The organism is Actinokineospora guangxiensis (assembly GCF_042657845.1).
Classification (GTDB): domain Bacteria; phylum Actinomycetota; class Actinomycetes; order Mycobacteriales; family Pseudonocardiaceae; genus Actinokineospora; species Actinokineospora guangxiensis.
Map to the genome: position 1 here is coordinate 36,571 of NZ_JBHSKF010000009.1, position 19,083 is coordinate 55,653.

The following is a 19,083-nucleotide window of genomic DNA, read 5'->3' on the forward strand; positions in this document are numbered from 1 at the left end:
CCCGAGGGGAACACCGGGCGGCTCAGGGAGGTTGAGCTAGTCAGACTCAACTTTACGAGGGGTGATCCCATGTCGGAGGCTCTGACGCCGCCGGTGCGAACACTGCCGGTGCTGCCGCTGGACGACACGGTCCTGCTGCCCGGCATGGTCGTCCCGGTCGCGCTGACCGCGGAGGCCAGGGCCGCCGTGGACGCGGCGAAGGCCGCGGGCGGCGAGCAGCGCGTGGCGATCGTGCCGCGCCTGGACGGCAAGTACGCCGCGGTCGGCGTCGTCGCCGTGGTCGAGCAGGTCGGGCGGCTGCCCGGCGGCGAGCTGGCCGCGGTGGTGCGCGGCACCGGGCGCGTGCGCCTCGGCGCCGGGACGACCGGGCCGGGCGCGGCGCTGTGGGTGCGCGTCGAGGTCCTGGACGAGACCGCGCCCGAGCCCGCCGCCGAGCTGGCGCGGGAGTACCGGCAGCTGGTCATCAGCATCCTGCAGCAGCGCGGGGCGTGGCAGACCGTCGACGCGGTGAGCGCACTTGAGGACCCGTCGGCGCTGGCCGACCTCGCCGGCTACGCGCCGTACCTCTCCGACGAGCGCAAGGTCTGGCTGCTGGAGACCACCGACGTCGCCGCGCGTCTGGCCAAGCTGGTCGAGTGGGCTCGCGAGCACCTGGCCGAACTGGACGTCGCCGAGACCATCCGCAAGGACGTCCAGGAGGGTGTGGAGAAGCAGCAGCGGGAGTTCCTGCTGCGCAAGCAGCTCGCCGCGATCCGCAAGGAGCTGGCCGAGATCGACGGCAAACCCGCATCCGAGGAGCAGGACTACCGCGAGCGCGTCTCCACCGCCGACCTGCCGGAGAAGGTACGCGCGGCCGCACTGGCCGAAGTGGACAAGCTGGAGCGCTCCAGCGACGCCTCGCCCGAGGGCGGCTGGATCAGGACCTGGCTGGACACCGTCCTGGAGATGCCCTGGTCCGAGCGCACCGAGGACGCCTACGACATCGCCGGCGCCCGCGCCGTCCTCGACGCCGACCACGCGGGGCTCGACGAGGTCAAGGACCGCATCGTGGAGTACCTGGCGGTGCGCAAGCGCCGCGCCGAGCGCGGCCTCGGCGTCGTGGAGGGCAGGCGCAGCGGCGCGGTCCTGGCCCTGACGGGTCCGCCCGGCGTCGGCAAGACGTCGCTGGGGGAGTCGGTCGCGCGGGCGATGGGCCGCAAGTTCGTGCGGGTCGCCCTGGGCGGCGTGCGCGACGAGGCCGAGATCCGCGGCCACCGCCGCACCTACGTCGGCGCGCTGCCCGGCCGGATCGTGCGCGCGATCAAGGACGCCGGGACGATGAACCCGGTCGTGCTGCTGGACGAGATCGACAAGGTCGGCGCCGACCACCGCGGCGACCCGACCGCGGCGCTGCTGGAAGTGCTCGACCCGGCGCAGAACCACACCTTCCGCGACCACTACCTCGAGGTCGAGCTGGACCTCTCCGACGTGGTGTTCCTGGCCACCGCCAACGTGGTCGAGGCGATCCCCGGCCCGCTGCTGGACCGCATGGAGCTGGTGCGCCTGGACGGCTACACCGAGGACGAGAAGGTCGTCATCGCCCGCGACCACCTGCTGCCCCGCCAGCTCGACCGCGCGGGACTGGCGGGCGATGAGGCCGCCTTCGGCGAGGACGCGCTGCGGGCGCTGGCCGGGGAGTACACCCGCGAGGCGGGCGTGCGCGAGCTGGAGCGCTCGATCGCGCGCGTGCTGCGCAAGGTGACGGCCAAGGCGGCGCTGGGCGAGGCCGAGCTGCCGGTCCGGGTGGGCGCGGCCGAGCTGCGCGGCTACCTCGGCAGGCCCCGGCACACCCCGGAGTCGGCCGAGCGCACCTCCGCGCCGGGGGTGGCCACCGGCCTCGCGGTCACCGGCGCGGGCGGCGACGTGCTGTTCGTGGAGGCCTCGCTGGCCGACAAGGAGACCGGCTCCACCGGGGTCACGCTGACCGGGCAGCTGGGCGAGGTGATGAAGGAGTCGGCGCGGATCGCGCTGTCCTACCTGCGCGCGCACGGCCCGGCGCTGGGCTTCCCGGTCGGCTCGCTCGGCGAGCGCGGCGTGCACGTGCACGTTCCGGCGGGCGCGGTGCCCAAGGACGGGCCGAGCGCGGGTATCACCATGACGACGGCGCTGGCCTCGCTGCTGACCGGCAGGCCGGTGCGCCCGGACGTGGCGATGACCGGCGAGGTGTCGCTGACCGGGCGGGTGTTGCCCATCGGCGGGGTCAAGCAGAAGCTGCTGGCCGCGCACCGCGCGGGCATCACCACGGTGCTGCTGCCCAGCCGCAACGGGCCCGACCTCGACGACGTGCCCGAGTCGGTGCGCTCGGCACTGACCGTGCACCTGGTCGGCGACGTCCGCGACGTGCTCGACCTCGCGCTGGCGCCCGAGGAGGTCGCCGCCGCTGCGTGAGTCCACTGTGGAGCGCTGAGGTCCCGTCCTGGTCGGCGGGGCCTCAGCGCTCCAGGTAGGCCAGCACGGCGCGCACCCGGCGGTGCTCCTCGCCGGTCGGCTCCAAGCCGAGCTTGGTGAAGATGTTGCCGATGTGCTTCTCCACGGCGCCGTCGGAGACCACGAGACCGCGGGCGATGGCGACGTTGGACAGGCCCTGGGCCATCAGGCCGAGCACCTCACGCTCGCGCGGGGTGAGGGCGTCCACCGGGTTCCTGCGCTTGCGGGCCATGAGCTGCGCGATCACCTCCTGATCGATGCACGTGCCGCCGCCGGCCACCCGGTGCACGGCGTCGACGAACTCGGCGACATCGGCGACCCGCTCCTTCAGCAGGTAGCCGACCCCGCCCGCGCCGCCCGCCAGCAGCTCGACGGCGTACTGCTCCTCGACGTACTGGGAGAGCACCAGCACCGGCAGCCCGGGGATGGCCTCGCGGGCGGCCAGCGCGGCGCGCAGCCCCTCGTCGGTGAAGGTCGGAGGCATGCGGACATCGACTATCGCCAGGTCGGGCTGGTGCTCGGTGACCGCGCCCAGCAGGTCGTCGCCGTTCTCCACCGCCGCCGCGGTCTCGATCCCCTCGTCGGCCAGCAGGCGCAGCACCCCCATGCGCAGCAGCACCGAGTCCTCGGCGATCACCACTCGCACGGCAGGTCCGCCCTGATCACGGTTGGCCCGCCGAGCGGGCTCACCACGGTCATCACGCCGTCGATCGTCGCAGCCCGGTCGGCCAGCCCCGACAGCCCACCCCCGGGGTGCACCCGCGCCCCGCCCACGCCGTCGTCGGTGACCTCCACGACCACGCGGTCGTCGTCGCGCCACACCCTGATGAGGACGTTGTTCGCCTGCGAGTGCTTGGCGACGTTCGTCAGGGTCTCGCTGACCAGGAAGTACGCGGTGCTCTCCACCGCGGCGGGCGGACGCGGCTCCACGTCGACGTGCACCTCGACCTGCACCGGGCAGCGCGCCGCCAGCGACGACAGCGCCGCGTCCAGGCCGCGGTCGCCCAGCACCGCCGGGTAGATGCCGCGGGCCAGGTCGCGCAGCTCGGCGACGGCCAGCTTGGCGTCGGCGTGCGCCTCGTCCAGCAGCGCTTTCGCCGCGACCGGGTCGGCGTCCAGCTTCGACTTGGCCCGGCCCAGCCCCATCGCCACCGCGACCAGGCGCTGCTGGGCGCCGTCGTGCAGGTCGCGCTCGATGCGGCGGCGCTCGGCCTCGGCGGCGTCGACGCCCCTGGCCCGCGAGGCCTGCAGCCGCTCGGCGCGCTCGGTCAGCTCGGCGGCGCGGTCGTGGCCCAGCATCGCCATCGCCAGCTGCGCCTGCAGCCAGGCGTAGCGCGGGGCCACCCACAGCGCCAGCGGCACCAGCGGGATGCTCACGATCCCGAGCGCGAACCCGAGGATCGACAGCGGGAAGTTCAGCACGATGAACGCCAGGTCCCGCCACGACCGGCGGTCGGTGAACAGCGCCCGCCACTGCTTCAGCGCGCTGTCCTGCGGCGCGGCGAGCACCGGCCTGCGCGGCGCCTCCGGGCACACCAGCCGCGTCCACGCCAGGTGCGCGTTGCCGAACGCCCTGGTCGCCACCAGCGCCCCCACCAGGATCAGCACGCCCACCCACACGACCACCGTGCTGATGCCCACCACGGTGCCGACGACCACCAGCACGAAGGTCACCAAGGCAAGCGGGAAGCCGCCGATCAGGTACAGGATCGCCTTCGCCGGGTTCGGGTACTGCCGGTTCACCGCAGCGCCCCGACCGGCCCGAGCAGTCCGCGGGCGAAGCGGGCGTGCGCGCGCCCCATCCACCGGGTCACCACCAGCGCCACCGCGAGGACCAGCACTCCCGCCGCCGCGAACGGCAGCGCCTCCAGCGTGGAGTCGACCACGTAGGTCGGGCGGTCCCAGTCCCACAGCCGGTAGCTGCCATCGGGCAGCCAGCGGAAGTAGACCGGCAGGAACAGCAGCCCCAGCGCCGACGCCCACAGCACCACCATCGCCGTGAACTCCACGATCCCGATCGGCAGCAGCAGGATGAAGTAGGCACACGAACGCCACGTCGCCCCGTCCCGCACCCGGGCCTTCCACCGCCCCTTCTCCGGCAGCGGCGCGTGCGGCACCGCGATGTAGGTGTCCAGCAGCGCGTACACCCGCGCCCGCTCCACCTGGGCCCCGCCCCGGCACAGCAGCACCGCCAGCGCCAGCACCGGCAGCCCCACCCACACCAGAGCCGTCCCCGCCCCCACGGCGAACAGCGTCACCAGCGCCACGAACCCGGCGATCCCCACCCCGAGGTTCATCACCAGGTACACCAGCGCCCCGGCCACCGGTGGCCTCGGCACGGTGCCGTCGTGGCTGAAGCCCTGCTCAGGCTGGATAGCGGTCGTCATCGCAGTCCCCTCCGACGTGATGGGACCAGCATCCCCCCGAGCGGGGCGAGGGGACATCAGGGAAGCCACCGGGCCCGTGGTGGGGCTGCCCCTACCCCGCTTCGGGTAACCGGGATGATCCGCGGGCCCGGAGGCGTTAGACTCGGCGACAGGTACCCAACAAGGGGGTGAACGGTTTCGACTCTGGACGTTGAGTCAAGGGAAGCGTGCAGGTGAAGGCGTACGACCACCTCAAGCGTCGAACGCAAACCAATAAGCGCCAAGACTAACAGTCGCGCTGACTACGAACTCGCTGCCTAAGTAGCGGTTCGTGTCTGTCGGCCCAGGTTCGCCCTCGACCTGGCTCGCCGGCATCAGCTAGAGGGCTTACCGCCAGACCCGGTCACGGGGTCTGGTCAGGGAAACTCACAGTGACTGGGCCCGTCATACCGACTTGTTCGCGTGATCGGTAGGGCCAAGCAGAGACAACGCGAACTGCGCACGGAGAAGTCTTGATGACGCGGCAGAGGACCCGGGTTCGATTCCCGGCACCTCCACGGTCTCGGGCGACGTGTGTCCGCGGAAAGCGCGGACCACGTCGCCCGTCATCATTTCCGGGGGGCGACCCCCCGGACCCCCACGGTGCGGCATCTCTCGACCCGGCGTGAGGGTCGGGGGTGCAGGCGTCGGGTGGTTCGCCGGCGGTGCGGGATGTCTTGACCTGGTGTGAGGGTCGGGGGTGTAGGTATCGGGTGGTTCGCCGGCGGTGCGGGATGTCTTGACCTGGTGTGAGGGTCGGGGGTGTAGGCGTCGGTGGTGTCGCCGACGGTGCGGCAGTTTGCCGAGGGGCCGAGTGTTGGTTGGGGGCGTGTGGGGGTGTTAGCGGGTCCAGGAGTCGGCGAGGGTGCAGAGGTGGGTCAGGGCGGCTTCGGTGCGGGTTGTGTCGGCGGTGGTGAGGTAGTCGGACTGCAGGCCCGCGTAGGCGTTGTTGAGCAGGGTGGCCTTGGCCAAGGCGTCGAACGGGGAGAGGCCGCGCAGTTGTAGGGCGTGGGCGACGAACTCGGCTCGGCCGCTGACGAAGGCGGGGACGTGGCCGGTCAGCCTGCCCGCGGCGGCGAGGCCCTCGATCTCCTGGACCAGCCGGGTGCGCGGGAGTTCGGCCTCGGACAGGTGCCTGCGCCAGGCGTCGGCGACGATCGCGCCGATGCCGACGGCCGGGTCGGACCAGCCGGGGGTCGCGGCGAGGGCGGCGTGCTGTTGCTCGTCCAAGCGAGCCAGCACCGCCGCCAGCAGCGCGTCCTTGTCGGCGAAGTGGTGGGTCAGCACCCGGGTCGAACGGCCCAGGGCGGCGGCGAGAGTGCGCAGGGAGAAACTCGCGATCCCCGTGCGCGCCAGCTCGTCGATGATCGCGTCGATCAGCTCGACGCGGCGTGCGGGGTCGGCCGTGCGCGCCATCGTGGGCACCCCTCGTCGGATAAGGGTAACGACTGTTACCGTAATTGCATGACGACTCGACCATGGTGGCTGTTCGCCGTCGCGCTCGCCGCCTTCGCCGTGCAAACCGACGATTTCGTGATCATCGGGGTGCTGCCCGCCGTGGCAGGCGGACTGGGCGTGTCCGATGGCGCCGCCGGTCAGCTCGTCACGGTGTTCACCCTCGTCTACGCCCTCGCCGCGCCTGTGTCGGCGCACGTGTTCGCCCGCGTCGGACGGCGGCCGCTGCTGGTCGGGGCCCTCCTGCTGTTCTGTGCCGCGAACGGTGTCGTGCCCCTCGTGGACGACTACGCGGTGCTCATGGCGCTGCGCGTGGTCGCGGCGCTGTGCGGGGCGACCGTGCTGCCCGCCGCGCTGGGCCTGGCGACCAGCCTCGCGCCGCCGGAGTTCCGCGGGCGCTACCTGGCCACGGTGATGGTTGGGCTCACCGGCGCGGTGGTCGTCGGCGTGCCCGCGGGCACCTGGGTGGGGGCGTTGTTCGGCTGGCAGGCCACCTTCGTCCTCGGCGGGCTGCTCGGCGCGGCCGCGCTCGTGGCCGTCGTGATGACCGTGCCGTCCGGGACGGGCGCGCCGGAGCGGCCCGCGCTCGCTGAGGTGGTGCGCGCGCTCGCGTCCCGGCCGGTGTTCGGCGTCCTCGCCGCGACCGTGCTGGCCGTGGCGGGCAACCTTGCCTTCCAGACCTACCTCGCGCCGTTCCTCACCGACCTCGCGGGCGTCACCCCGGGCCTGCTCGGCGTGCTGCTGGTGATCGCGGGCCTGACGGGGATCGCGGGCGCGCAGGGCGCGGGCTGGTGCGTCGACCGGCTCGGGGCGCGGAGCGCCTTCGCCGTCGTCGTGGCGGTGTTCGCCGCTGCCATGGCGGCCTTCGCCGTGGGCTGGGCGGCTCGGCCGGTGCCGGTGTGGGTGGTGGTGTGCCTGCTCGCGTGCTGGTCGGCGGCGGCGTGGGCGGTGCCGCCGGTCATCCAGTCGCTGATGCTCGCGCGGGTCGGCCCGGCGCACGCGGCCACGGCGATGGCGGTCACCAGCAGCACGGTCTACCTCGGCGCCGCGGTCGGTGGCGCCGTGGGCGGGGTGCTGGTCGGCACCGGCGGCATCCCGATCGTCGCGGCGGGCGGCGCGCTGGCCGCCTTGCTGGTGGTGGTGCTCAGCTACTCGCAGCCCTCGCCGTCGTTGTCGCGGTCCAGGTCGTAGACGTCCTGGCCGATGACCTCGACCGGGCCTTCCACATAGGACGGGCCGTTGCCGCTGCCGCCCGCGCAGTCGACGTCCACCGGGTCGTTGGGGACGCACGGGGTGTAGTTGGGGTTGCAGTCCTGTTCGGGGGTGGGCCGGGGTTTGGGGGGGGGGGGGGGGGGGGGGGGGGGGGTGGTGGTCGGCTTCGGCTCGGTCGTGGTGGTGGGTCGGGGGGTGGGCTTGGGGGTGGTGGGTCTGGGGGGTGTTGTGGTGGGGCGGGGCGGGAGGGTGGTCGTGGGGGCGGCGGTGGTGGAGGTGGCCAGGGCGACGGGGTTCATCTCGGGGGTGTCGTCGCCGCTGGTGGTGATTCCGGTGATGAGGCCGACCATGCCGATGACGGTGCCCGCGAAGGCCACGGGGACCTTCTTGGACTTCTTGCGGGGTGCCGGGGCCGTGGGCAGCGTGGTGGGCGCGGTGACCGGGTAGCCCGGGATGTGCGGGCGGTAGCCGGGGGTCGGCGCGGCGTACGGGGCGGGGGTGGGGAAGCGGGCTGTGCCCGCGGGGGAGGGCGTGGGGCGGGGCGGGGGCGAGGTCCAGGCCGATGCGGACTGCGCGGGGGTCGGGCGCAGGGGGCGGGGGTTGGGGAGAGGGGCGTCGCCGGGAGGCAGGTGGAGCTGGATCTGGAGGCCGCGGTCGCCGGAGGAGATGGTGGCCTCGCAGCCGGGGCGCAGGCCCGCGGTGGTGACCGCTTCCACGAAGGGGGTGTAGCGGTCGCTCATGGCGCGGGTCAGTTCGCCGGTGCGGTGGCCGTCCAGGCGGACCTCGATCGCCCGGGTGCCCTTGTGCTTGCCGGAGGCGACGGTGCACCAGGTCAGCTCGACCGCGACGCGGCGTGGGGTGCGCTGGGTGACGGGATAGCGGGCGAGGACGTGCTGGTGGTCCTCCTCGCGGGTCACGGTGACGTCGCGGGCGGGGTCCAGCATGTACAGACCGGCCGTTGAGTTCTCAAGCACGTCCGGTCAATCGGGTGACGCCCGGTCGTGTTATCCACCAAACGGGTGAGGCCCGCTCGGTTGTTATAACCGAGCGGGCCTCACTACCGCCTACTGGCGGCCTACAACTGGTTCATCAGAGCCCGCGGCACTGCCCGGAGGCTAGGCCGAGGAGCCGGTTGGGACGGTTGTCGTTGGTCGGCGCGGGCGTGTTGCCGGTGCAGGACAGGATGCCCAGCACGCGGTTGCCCGCGACGGTCACGCCGCCCGTGTTGCCCACCAGCGAGACCAGGCCGGTGATCGTGCCGCCGTCGACGACGACCTCGCCGGTCGCCTTCGCCACCGACAGGGTGCCGGTCAGGTTCACGCCGGTCAGGCTGACCGACTTCGGCCGGTCCGCGGCGATCGGGCCGGTGATCTTGCCGCCCTCGGCCTGTAGCGATGCGCCCGCCTTGACCACGATCGGGCCGGTGACGGTGGCGTTCTCCAGGCAGGTCAGGCCGGAGGCGACCACGATCGGGCCGACGTGGCGGCCGGTGATCGTCTTGTCGCAGACCGGGCCGGGGGTGCCCACCGACGAGCGCGGCGCGGTGTCGGCGGTGATCGGCGAGTTGGCGGCGAAGTAGTCCACCAGCATCGTCAGGTCGTTGTTGCCGGTGGTGGCCCGGTCGGTCCCGCCCGCCAGGGTCGTGAAGTTGTCGCCGCCGGAGGCGAGGAACGAGTTCACGGTGACCCGGTAGGTGCCGGTCGGGTTGATGGGCTGGTCGTTGAGCCAGATGCCGGTGATGCGCGAGCCCTGGGCGTTCTCCGGCACGTACATGTACCGGAAGCCCTCCGACACGCCCAGCCACAGCACCGGCCGCGACGCGCCCGCGGGCTGCCACTGCTGCTCCAGCACCTGCTTGATCTCAGCGCCGGTGTAGGTCTTGGTCACCACGTCGTTGGCGAAGGGCTGCACCGCGAACGCCTCGGCATAGGTGACGACCCCGTCCGGCGCGAACGCGATGTCCGCGCGCAGGCCGCCCGGGTTCATGAACGCGATCTGCGCGCCGCCGCGGCCCGCGGCCGCGGTGCCCGCCAGCTGGACGTCGGCGATGAAGTTGCCCAGCACCGACTCCTTGCCGCGGTCCTCGTTGCCCGTGGGCGTGTAGGCGCGGCGGATGTCGGCGGTGATCGAGCCCAGCGGCTGCCTGCCCAGCTCGTCGGCGCGCACCTTGGCGTCGGCGACCAGCTGCGCGACGCCCGGGTGCTCCGGGGCGCCCACGACGTCGACCAGGTTCGAGCCCGCGCCGACGATCTCCTTCGACGCGACGTCGACGGTCAGGGTGGCCCGGCCGACGAGCTTGCCGTAGTCGCCCGCCTGCACGACGGGGCGCTGCCCGTCGACGAACGCGTACGGCTGGTGGGTGTGGCCGGAGAAGATCGCGTCCACGTTGCCGTCCAGCAGCATGAAGTCGCCGAACACCTCGTCGGACTTCAGCTCATCGATCGAGCCGATGTTCTCCGTGGCCGCGCCCTCGTGGGCCATCAGCACCACGACGTCGGCCTCGCCGTTGGCGGTGTCGCCGTCCTTGAGCTGCCCGGCGACCAGGGCCGCCTCGGCGACCGGGTCGCGGAAGGTGATGCCCTGGATGCCGTCCGGGGCGACCAGCGACGCGGTCTGCTCGGTCACGACGCCGATGACGCCCACGTCCACGCCGCCGACGTTCTGCACGTGGTAGGCGGGCAGCGCGCGCTCATCGCCGCGGTAGACGTTCGCGCCCAGGGTCGGGAAGTCCGAGCGCGGGATGACGCGGCCGGTCAGGTCGGCCATGCCCTTGTCGAACTCGTGGTTGCCGACCGCGGAGGCGTCGAGGCCCATCAGGTTGAGGGCGTCGATCGTCGGGTTGTCGTTGTCGATCGCGGAGACGAACGTCGAGGCGCCGATGTTGTCGCCCGCGGAGAGGAACAGCGTGTTCGGGTTCTGCCCGCGCAGCTGGTCGATCAGGCCGGCGAGCTGGGCGGCGCCGCCGATCTTGCGGCCGTCCGGCGCGGTGGCCGGGGACTCCAGCCTGCCGTGGAAGTCGTTGATCGACAGCAGCTGGATCTCCACGGTGCCCGCGGTGTCCAGGCCCAGGACGATCGGGTTGTGGTCGCTGGCCCGGAACGGGTCGCCCGCGTAGAAGCTCGCGATGCCGTCGTACTGGAAGGCGTAGGACTCGTGGGAGTTGGACTGCCACACGTCCACGCCGGTGACCCGCTCGCGCAGCGGGCCCTGGGCCAGGGCGTGGTCCAGCGAGCCGGACTCGCCGCCGAAGACGTAGCTGGTCTTGCCGGAGTCGTTCAGGTCGGCGTAGCCGGCCTCGTAGAAGACCTGCATGGGGTCTTCCGCGCCGTAGGAGTTGAAGTCTCCCAGCAGCAGCGGGTTCTCCAGCGTCGAGACGAACTCGACCAGGGCGGTGGCCTGGCGGGTGCGGTCGCCGTTGTAGGCGCCCTGGCCGTCGCCGGTGTCCACGTTGTCGCCCGTCGCGCCGGAGGCGCTCTTGGACTTGAAGTGGTTGCCGACCACGGTGAAGGTCAGCGCGCCGGAGGTGAACGCCTGGGCGATCGGCTCACGCGCGTTGAACCACACCGACTCGTCGTTGACCGACTTGGACGGTCCTTCCGGGGTGACCGCGCCGGGCTTGAAGATGATCGCCGAGCTGATGACGTCCTGCTGCGCCGCGCCCGGCAGCTCAGCGGGGCTGCGGACGTAGTCCCAGGTGCCCGCGCCCGCGTCGGCGTTGAGGGCGGCGACGAGCCGCTTGAGCGCCTTCTGCGGGTCGGCGGTGTCGAAGCGCACCGAGTTCTCGATCTCCTGCAGCGCGACGACCTCGGCGCCGAGGGCGTTGATCGCCTTGACGATCTTCGCCTCCTGCTTGAGCAGCGCGGCCTCGTCCGCCGCGCCGCGGGCCTCGCCGCCGAAGTGGACGAAGTAGTTCAGCACGTTGAAGGCCGCGACCTGGATGTCGCCGCCGACGGCCTCCGGCCCCGGGGTGCGGGGGTTGGCCGACTTGAACGTGGTGCGCCCGATGGCGGGGGTGGTGGCGTCGACCGGGGTGGTCGGCTGAAGCCGCCACTGGTCGAAGCCGTAGGACAGCACCGACGGGCCGAACGCCTCGACGGCGTCGCCGACGCGCAGCGGCGCGTCCGGGTAGACGTACGGGGGCAGCTTGCCCGCGTTGGCCAGGTTCTGGCTGGAGCCGTCGTCGACCAGCAGGCGCTTGGTGGCGTTCTCCGCCTTGAGCGCCAGCGCCTCGGGCGAGCCGGGGCGGTGCAGGTCGGTGGGGATGCGCGCGGCCTTGTCGCCCGCGGCCAGCACGACCTCGCCGAAGCGGTTGGTGTCGTAGACCTCGGAGACGGTGTAGGCGCCGAGGGGGGCGACCAGCATCGACTCGGCGGACTCGCGGCCCGCGGCGTCCAGCGGCAGGGTCAGCGGGACCGCGGCGGGCAGCGGCGCGTCGTGCGCGCAGACCTGCGTGTTGGCCTTGGCCGAGCTGGTGATCTGGGTGAGGCCGAAGTACTCGCTGACCGCGCCGCGCACCCGCACCTTGTCGCCGAGGGCGATCGCGGGGTGGTTGGCGGCGGTGCTGGTGGCGAAGACGAACAGGCCGTCGGAGGCGGTCCCGGCCGCGGGCGGGCGGTCGCCGGAGCCCTCGGTCTGGATGTAGAAGCCGTTGTAGCCGCCCGTGAGGTGGTTCGCGGTGACGACGCCCTCGACGGTGGCGGTCTGGCCGACCAGCGGGGAGGCGGCGCCGGTGCCTTGGACCTGGGCAATGGTGTGGGTGACCGGGAAGTCGCAGCCGACCGGGTCCGGGTCGGGATCGGGGTCGGGGCTGCCGCCGCCGTTGCGGGCGCCGAAGGTGTGCGGGGCCGAGGCGCGCCAGGTGCCGTCGATCTTCTGCAGCGACTGGCCCGCGGGCTCCGAGCCCGACTGGGAGACGCCGATGTCCACGCTGGTCTGGCCGGACGCCGGGCCGTTGGTGGCGGTCATGGCGCCCTCGTAGGAGAGGAACTCCGCGACCGTGCCGTCCGGGCGGACCAGGGCGATGCCGTCGGGGCTGCCGTTCTGGATGCCGTTGGCCGGGTAGGTCTCGACCACGACGCCCGCGGCGGGGATCGCGCCGCTCAGGGTGCGGGTGTCGTAGGAGGCCCCGCCGCTGCCGTTGTAGAGGACGACGCGCCAGCCGGTGAGGTCGAAGCCCTCGGGGCCGTCGATCTCGACGGCCTCGCCGGTGTCGGTGCCTGCGTTGTCGTAGTGGATCTCACTGAGTGTCGGTCCGGACGGGTCGGCTAACGCCGGGACGACACCGAAAGCGGCGAAGGTGGCGATGGTGGCCACTCCCGCCGACATCCGGGCGCTTCTGCTCATGCGCATGGGTCATGCCTCCAACGGCTTCACGAGAACCGCCGCAGCCTAGGTGGCTTTGGTGTCTGTGAAAAAGCGGTCAGGTGTACGAAAGGTCGCGGGTCCTGGTGTTCGGCTGAGCGAAGTACACCCAAATGGTTGAAAAGGGGCTGGTGCGTCACTACTGTGTGCCCACTTATCTGTCCCGGAGGTGGCCATGTTGCTCACCCGGTTGGTGTTGGTCGTTGTCGTGATCGGGTCTTTGATGGTCGCGTCGCCCCGAGCGGCCGGCGCGTTTCAGTTGTTGATCGGTTACTGAGCGGCGCCGCGCAGGGTGCGCACGTCCCGCAGCGCGCCCGCGTCGGTGTCGACGACGGCGAGCGCGGACGTCTTGAGCGTCACGCGCTCGCCGGTCAGCTCGGCGACGACGTCTTCGAGGTCCGGGTTGTGCGCGACCACCAGCACGTCGTCCAGTCCGGTTTCCCTGGCGGCGGCGATGATCTCGCGCGGGCCGGAGAAGTAGAGCGCGGGCTCGATGCGGTGCTCGGGCGGCTCGGCCAGTTCGGCGGAGACCAGCGCCCACGTCTGGCGGGCCCGGGTGGCGGGGGAGACCAGCGCGAGGTCGAAGCCGGGCTGCCCGGCCAGCCACCGCCCGACCGCGGGCGCGTCCCGCCTGCCCCGGTCGTTGAGCGGGCGCTCGGTGTCGGGGACGTCGGGCGGCCAGGCGGACTTGGCGTGGCGGAGCAGGACCAGGCGCATGGCCTATCGTCGCATTTCCAGGACCTGGCCGGGCCATCCGTTGACCGAGAACGTCTCGGTCGGGGTGAAGCCCTGGCCGGTGTAGTAGTCGACCAGCCTGCCGCCGCCCCCGGCCCAGCAGTCCACCCGCAGCAGCGACACCCCGGACTCCCAGGCCTGCTCCCGCGCGAACTCCAGCATCCGCGCGCCGACCCGGGTGCCCTGGTGGCGGCGGGAGGTGACGAGCAGCTGGAGGTAGACCTCGGGCTCGTCCACCGGGGGAATCCACGTCGGCGGCGGCCCGCCGAGCACCAGCGCCCCCACGGCCTCCCCGTCGACCTCGCCGACCCACAGCCCCTCGGCCGCCAACCCCTCGATCCGCGCGACCCGCTTCGGCTGCGCCGACCACGGCTCCGTCCCCCACTGCTCGGTCTGCCCCCGGGCGACCATCCACTCGACGGCCTCGTCCAGCAGCCCCAGCACGATCGGCGCGTCCGCGACGCCGCCTTCCCTGATGCGCATGCCCCCGATCCAACGCGCAGATGGTTCGCGATGCAAACGACCTGGGCGGACGGCGAGTTTGTCGAAGCGGGTAGCGACGGCTCGGTGTTGTTTGAGCTGGTTGATGCCGCCGTACTGGGTGGTTCGGCCTGAAGAGCCCCGTTGATCTCGCTGCACCGACAGAGGGCGTTGCGCCGTCTCCAGGCTCCGGTCGGCTCCCGGATCAGCGGGCGGGGGTGCGGTGTCCAGGCGGTGACTACTTCTTCGGCTGGGTGGTGCGCTGTGATGGGGTGGCGGTGGTGGGGTCTTCGGGCCAGCGGTGTTTGGGGTAGCGGCCGCGCAGTTCGGAGCGGACCTGGGGGTAGCCGGTGGACCAGAAGCTCGCCAGGTCGCCGGTGACGGCGGTGGGGCGGCCCGCTGGGGAGAGCAGGTGCAGGACCAGGGGGACTCGGCCGTCGGCGAGGGTCGGGGTGGTGGTCCAGCCGAACACTTCCTGGATCTTGACCGGGAGGGCGGGCGGGTCGGCGGAGTAGTCCACGCGCAGGCGGGAGCCGGAGGGGACGGTGATCCGCTCGGGGGCCAGTTCGTCCAGGCGGGCGGCGGCCTGCCAGGGGAGCAGGGCGCGCAGGGCGTCGGACATCCTCAGGGCGCGCAGGTCGGTGGCGTTGCGGGCCGAGCCCGCCCAGGTGTCGGCGGTGGCGATGAGGGCGTCGTCATCGACGGCGGGCCACGGGTCGCCGAGGGTGCGGTGCAGGAAGGCGATGCGGGTGCGCAGGGCGGTGGCGGCCTGGTCGAAGCGGACGAGGGACAGGCCGTGGCGGGCCAGGCCCGCCAGGACCGCCGCGCGCACGGCGGCCGGGGGCGGGTCGGCCAGCGGGCGGGAGCGCAGGACGATCGCGCCGAGCCTGCGCACGCGGTGGGCGAGGACGTCGCCGCCGGACCAGGTGACCTCGTCGGACTCGGTCAGCAGGGCCGGGGCGGCGCGCAGGGCGGTGGCCTCGTCGGTGCGGGCGGCCAGGCGCACGCGGCCCGCGCCGCCGGTCCAGTCGGCGGCGGCGACGGCCAGCCACTCCGGGTCGCCGAGGCCGGAGTCGACGGGCAGGTCCACCGCCGTGCCGCCCGCCATCAGGTAGGAGCGCGACCCGGGCGCCCGGCGCCTGGCCAGCCGCTCGGGGAACGCGAGCCCGGTCACCAGCGCGGCGTCCGCCGACCCGGCGGTTTCCTGCCCGCCGCGGCGCAAGCGCTTGACCTCGCGGCGCCAGCGCTCCGACGCCGGTGACCCCCGGCGCAACGCCCGGAGCGCGGCCTCCAGGTCGACGCCCGCGGCGAGGGTGTCGTCGTCCAGCACGGCGACGACCTCGGCGCCCGCCGGGTGGTCGACCAGGGCGCGGGCGAGGCGCGGGTGCAGGCCGAGGCGGGCCATGGACCGGCCGCGGGGGGTCACCTCGCCGTCGGCCAGCGCGCCGAGGGCCGACAGGGTGTCGCGGGCGGCGGCGAGGGGCCCGGGGGGCGGGGCGTCCCACCAGCGCAGCGCGCTGCCGTCGGGGGTGCCCCAGCAGGCCAGTTCCAGGGCCAGGCGGGTCAGGTCGGCGGTGCGGATCTCCGGGTCGGGGTAGCGGGGCAGGGTCGCCTGCTCGTGCTCTGGCCAGCAGCGGTAGACCCGGCCGGGGGCCTCGCGGCCTGCGCGGCCCGCGCGCTGGTCGGCGACGGCGGCCGAGACGCGGACGGTGACCAGGCCCGACAGGCCGCGGCCGTGGTCGACCCTCGGCACGCGCGCCTGGCCAGCGTCGACCACCGCGCGCACCCCGGGCACCGTCAGGCTCGACTCGGCCACCGCCGTCGCCAGCACCACCCGCCGCCGCGCGCCGGGGCGCAGCGCGGCGTCCTGCTCGCCCGCGGCCAGCCTGCCGTGCAGGATCGCGACGTCCCCGTCGAGCTGGGCCGAGACCTGACGGATCTCCTTGGCGCCCGGTAGGAAGACCAGGACATCTCCGTCGCCGTCGGACTGTGCTTTTCGGATCGCCCTGACGACCGTCGCGGTGAGGCGTTCGCCGCGGACAGGGGGGACGTAGCCCGTCGTGACGGGGTGGGCGACGCCAGCGACGCGGATCACCGGGGCGTCGCCCAGCAGGGCCGCGAGGCGCTCGGCGGCCACGGTGGCGCTCGTGGCCAGCACGCGCAGGTCGGGGCGCAGGCCGTCGCGGGCGTCCATGAGCAGGGCCAGCAGCAGGTCGGCGTCGAGGTGGCGCTCATGGCACTCGTCGAGCAGGACTGTGTCCACACCGGACAACTCGGGGTCGGACTGGAGCCTGCGCACCAGCAGGCCGGAGGTGACCACCTCGACGCGGGTCTCGGCCGAGACCTTCCGGTCGCCGCGCACCGCGTACCCCACCGACCGCCCGACCGGCTCACCGGCCAGCGCCGCCATCCGCGCCGCCGCGGCCCGCGCGGCCACCCGCCGCGGCTCGGCGACCACGACCCGCCCCGGCAGCGCGGGCGGCACCAGCGTCGTCTTGCCGGTGCCGGGCGGGGCCACCAGCACCGCGGTGCCGTGCTCGGCCAGCGCGGCGACGATGCTCGGCAGCGCGGCGGCGACGGGCAGCTCGGACATGCCGCCAAGCCTCTCAGGTGGGGGCCGGTAGCCTCGAAGCGGACGAAAGGGAAAGACGTGGGCGGAGCCGAGCGGAGTCAGCGCAAGCGCAAGCAGGCGGAGCGGGCGGCCCCGGCCGCGCCGGTCAAGCAGGCCACGCGGTCGAGGCCGGTGATCGACCGCAAGCGGGTGCTCATCGCGGTCGCCGTCGTGGTGGCGCTCGGCGCGATCATCGCGGGATTCGTCTACGGCAACAGCGTGAAGAACGCCACCGAAGGCGGCTCGATCACCGTGCGCGAGGTCGCGCTCGACGTGCCCGTCAGCCGCGACGGCGCGGTGATGACCGTCGGGCGTCCCGACGCCCGCGTGACCATCGACGTCTACGAGGACTTCCTCTGCCCGGCCTGCCGCGCCTTCGAGGAGGAGTACGGCGACGACATCGAGCGCGCCGTCGCCGCGGGCGACCTGCGCGTCAACTACCACCTGCTCAACATGCTCGCCGAGGCCTCCGACCCGGCCGGCTACTCCACCGACGCCGCCACCGCCGCGCTGCTCTCGGGCCCGGCGTTCCCGTCGTTCCACAAGAGCCTCTTCGCCGCCCAGCCTTCCGAGGACGCCCGCGGCTGGGACCGCGAGCAGCTGATCGCCCTCGGCGCGGCGCTCGGCGTCACCGATCCCGGCTTCGCCGACGGTGTCCGCTCCGGCTCGCTGGGCGAGGTCGTCTCCGCCGAGTTCGAGCGCGCCCGCACCTCCGACTCCCTGCTGCGCGAGCGCGACGGCCAGCGCGCCTTCGCCACTCCGACGGTCACCAGCGGCGGCGCGCTGGTCGACACCGCCGCGAGCGACTGGCTGAGCAAGCTCCTAGAGGCCCGGTAGCGGGGCGGGCCCCTCCGACCAGCGCACGAGCCGCTTGGCCTTGCCGGTCTCCGCGCGCGGCACCGACCCGGCGGGCAGCACCAGCACGTCCACCGACACCCCCAGCCGCTCCCGCAGCGCCCCGGCGAGTTCCCCGGCCAGCTCCCCCGCGGCGTCGGCGCGCGGCTCGACGGCCACGCGCAGCTCCGTGCGCGCCGTCCGCCGGTCCTCCACGACCAGGTAGTGCGGGCTCACCCGCGCGTCGGCGAGGACCACCGCCTCGATCTCCGTCGGGTAGACGTTGACCCCGCGGACCACCAGCATGTCGTCGGTGCGGCCCAGCAGCTTCGACATCCGCCGCAGCGTCCTCGGCGAGCCGGGCACCGGATCGGCCAGGGTCGCCACGTCACCGGTGCGGTAGCGCAGCAGCGGCATGCCGGTCTTGGTGAGCGTGGTGAACACCAGCTCCCCGGGCGTGCCGTCCGGCACCGGATTGCCGTCCGCGTCGACGACCTCGGGAAGGAAGTGGTCCTCCGCGACCGACAGCATCCCCCCGGAATCGACCGACTCGCACGCCACACCCGGCCCGATGACCTCCGAGAGCCCGTAGATGTCGAACGCCCTGATGCCCAGCAGCCGCTCCACCTGCGCCCGCATCTCCGGCGTCCACGGCTCGGCCCCGTGCACCCCCACCTTGAGGCTGCTCGGCTCCACCCCGGCGGCGGCGCACGCCTCGCCCAGGTGCACGGCGTAAGAGGGGGTGCAGGTCAGCACGTCGGGCCGCAGATCCGCCAACAGCCGCACCTGGCGCTCGGTCATCCCGCCGGACAGCGGCACCACCGTCGCGCCCAACCGCATGGCGCCGTGGTGCACCCCGATGCCGCCGGTGAAAAGCCCGTACCCGTAGGCGTTGTGCACCACACTCGCCCGCGTCACCCCGGCCGCCCCGAGCGCCCGCGCCATCACCTCGGCCCACACGTCGACGTCGTTGGCGGTGTAGGGCACCAGCGTCGGCCTGCCCCCGGTGCCGGAGGACCCGTGGACGCAGACGACGTCCTCGGGATCGACCGCCCGCAGGCCGTGCGGGTAGTGCTCCCACAGGTCCCGCTTGCGGACCATCGGCAGGCGGTGCAGCTCATCGATGCCCACGTCCGACCCCGAGCGCACCCCGCAGTCCCGCAGCCGGGCCGCCTGGAGGCCGCCCGCGGCGAGAAGGCGGTCGACGAGGTCGCGCAGACGCCGGTCCTGAAGCTCCCGCCGGGCCTGCCGGTCCATGCCCTCGATGTCGGGGAACAGCATTGGCACATCGGTGAACTGAGTGGTCACGGTCACTTGGTCTAGCACCTGGGCAGGCTGGTCCGGAAGTCCCCGACCCCCGGATTTCACCCCTGCGGGAGGGTCGTGTAGCGTATGCGCAGCACGCCGGGGAGCGATCTTCCGGAGTGACGGGGCTGTAGCGCAGTTGGTAGCGCATCACACTGGCAGTGTGAGGGTCAGGGGTTCGATTCCCCTCAGCTCCACCAGCGAAAAGGCCGCCTCCCG

At 73.3% G+C, this 19,083-nt stretch carries 13 protein-coding genes, 1 tRNA gene and 1 other RNA gene; 5 read left to right on the top strand and 10 right to left on the bottom strand.

Annotation, left to right across the window (positions count from 1 at the left end; translation table 11 throughout):
• The first annotated feature begins 69 nt into the window (after window positions 1-69).
• Window positions 70-2,427 carry an endopeptidase La gene (gene lon / locus ACFPM7_RS17670; protein ID WP_378248735.1) on the top strand — a complete coding sequence of 786 codons (2,358 nt, stop codon included), beginning with the start codon at window positions 70-72 and terminating at the stop codon, window positions 2,425-2,427.
• A gap of 43 nt (window positions 2,428-2,470) precedes the next feature.
• Here the strand turns inward: lon and ACFPM7_RS17675 are convergent, their stop codons facing one another.
• Genes ACFPM7_RS17675 through ACFPM7_RS17685 form a run of 3 tightly spaced genes read right to left on the bottom strand, consistent with a single transcriptional unit; the run spans window position 2,471 to window position 4,853 of the window.
• On the bottom strand, window positions 2,471-3,112 hold the full coding sequence (locus ACFPM7_RS17675) for a response regulator transcription factor (RefSeq protein WP_378248736.1): 642 nt from the start codon (window positions 3,110-3,112) through the stop codon (window positions 2,471-2,473).
• Window positions 3,100-4,209 (bottom strand): sensor histidine kinase, encoded by a 1,110-nt coding sequence (locus ACFPM7_RS17680; protein ID WP_378248737.1) that lies wholly within the window; start codon window positions 4,207-4,209, stop codon window positions 3,100-3,102. The genes ACFPM7_RS17675 and ACFPM7_RS17680 overlap by 13 nt, the downstream gene beginning before the upstream one ends.
• Window positions 4,206-4,853, bottom strand: a complete 648-nt coding sequence (locus tag ACFPM7_RS17685) for a sensor domain-containing protein (RefSeq protein WP_378248738.1) — start codon at window positions 4,851-4,853, stop codon at window positions 4,206-4,208. The genes ACFPM7_RS17680 and ACFPM7_RS17685 overlap by 4 nt, the downstream gene beginning before the upstream one ends.
• Window positions 4,854-5,016: 163 nt before the next feature.
• On the opposite strand from ACFPM7_RS17685, the gene ssrA reads away from it, so the two are divergent.
• Window positions 5,017-5,392, top strand: a transfer-messenger RNA (tmRNA) gene (ssrA, locus tag ACFPM7_RS17690).
• Window positions 5,393-5,711: 319 nt separating this feature from the next.
• On the opposite strand, the gene ACFPM7_RS17695 is transcribed toward ssrA, so the two are convergent.
• Window positions 5,712-6,287: a TetR/AcrR family transcriptional regulator gene (locus ACFPM7_RS17695; protein ID WP_378248739.1), complete on the bottom strand. Its 576-nt coding sequence runs from the start codon at window positions 6,285-6,287 to the stop codon at window positions 5,712-5,714.
• 48 nt (window positions 6,288-6,335) lie between these two features.
• Here ACFPM7_RS17695 and ACFPM7_RS17700 point away from each other — a divergent pair, with 48 nt between their 5' ends.
• Window positions 6,336-7,517 carry an MFS transporter gene (locus tag ACFPM7_RS17700; protein WP_378248740.1) on the top strand — a complete coding sequence of 394 codons (1,182 nt, stop codon included), beginning with the start codon at window positions 6,336-6,338 and terminating at the stop codon, window positions 7,515-7,517.
• Here the strand turns inward: ACFPM7_RS17700 and ACFPM7_RS17705 are convergent.
• The 5 genes from ACFPM7_RS17705 to hrpB all read right to left on the bottom strand — a co-directional run bounded on the left by ACFPM7_RS17705 (window position 7,475) and on the right by hrpB (window position 16,707).
• Window positions 7,475-8,512 (bottom strand): hypothetical protein, encoded by a 1,038-nt coding sequence (locus ACFPM7_RS17705; protein ID WP_378248741.1) that lies wholly within the window; start codon window positions 8,510-8,512, stop codon window positions 7,475-7,477. The two genes, ACFPM7_RS17700 and ACFPM7_RS17705, sit on opposite strands and share 43 nt — an antisense overlap.
• 115 nt (window positions 8,513-8,627) lie before the next feature.
• Complete coding sequence (locus ACFPM7_RS17710; protein WP_378248742.1) at window positions 8,628-12,881, bottom strand: ExeM/NucH family extracellular endonuclease; 4,254 nt, start codon at window positions 12,879-12,881, stop codon at window positions 8,628-8,630.
• A gap of 288 nt (window positions 12,882-13,169) precedes the next feature.
• Window positions 13,170-13,616 carry a SixA phosphatase family protein gene (locus ACFPM7_RS17715; protein WP_378248743.1) on the bottom strand — a complete coding sequence of 149 codons (447 nt, stop codon included), beginning with the start codon at window positions 13,614-13,616 and terminating at the stop codon, window positions 13,170-13,172.
• A 3-nt stretch (window positions 13,617-13,619) separates the two neighbouring features.
• A complete protein-coding gene (locus ACFPM7_RS17720; protein WP_378248744.1) occupies window positions 13,620-14,117 on the bottom strand; it encodes a GNAT family N-acetyltransferase in 498 nt (165 codons plus the stop codon).
• Window positions 14,118-14,352: 235 nt separating this feature from the next.
• Window positions 14,353-16,707 carry an ATP-dependent helicase HrpB gene (gene hrpB, locus ACFPM7_RS17725; protein WP_378248745.1) on the bottom strand — a complete coding sequence of 785 codons (2,355 nt, stop codon included), beginning with the start codon at window positions 16,705-16,707 and terminating at the stop codon, window positions 14,353-14,355.
• Window positions 16,708-16,764: 57 nt separating this feature from the next.
• On the opposite strand from hrpB, the gene ACFPM7_RS17730 reads away from it, so the two are divergent.
• Window positions 16,765-17,562 (top strand): DsbA family protein, encoded by a 798-nt coding sequence (locus ACFPM7_RS17730; RefSeq protein ID WP_378248746.1) that lies wholly within the window; start codon window positions 16,765-16,767, stop codon window positions 17,560-17,562.
• On the opposite strand, the gene ACFPM7_RS17735 is transcribed toward ACFPM7_RS17730, so the two are convergent.
• Complete coding sequence (locus ACFPM7_RS17735) at window positions 17,548-18,867, bottom strand: phenylacetate--CoA ligase family protein (RefSeq protein WP_378248747.1); 1,320 nt, start codon at window positions 18,865-18,867, stop codon at window positions 17,548-17,550. The genes ACFPM7_RS17730 and ACFPM7_RS17735 overlap by 15 nt on opposite strands.
• Before the next feature lie 121 nt (window positions 18,868-18,988).
• On the opposite strand from ACFPM7_RS17735, the gene ACFPM7_RS17740 reads away from it, so the two are divergent.
• Window positions 18,989-19,064: transfer RNA gene (locus ACFPM7_RS17740), tRNA-Ala, on the top strand.
• Window positions 19,065-19,083 lie beyond the last annotated feature (19 nt).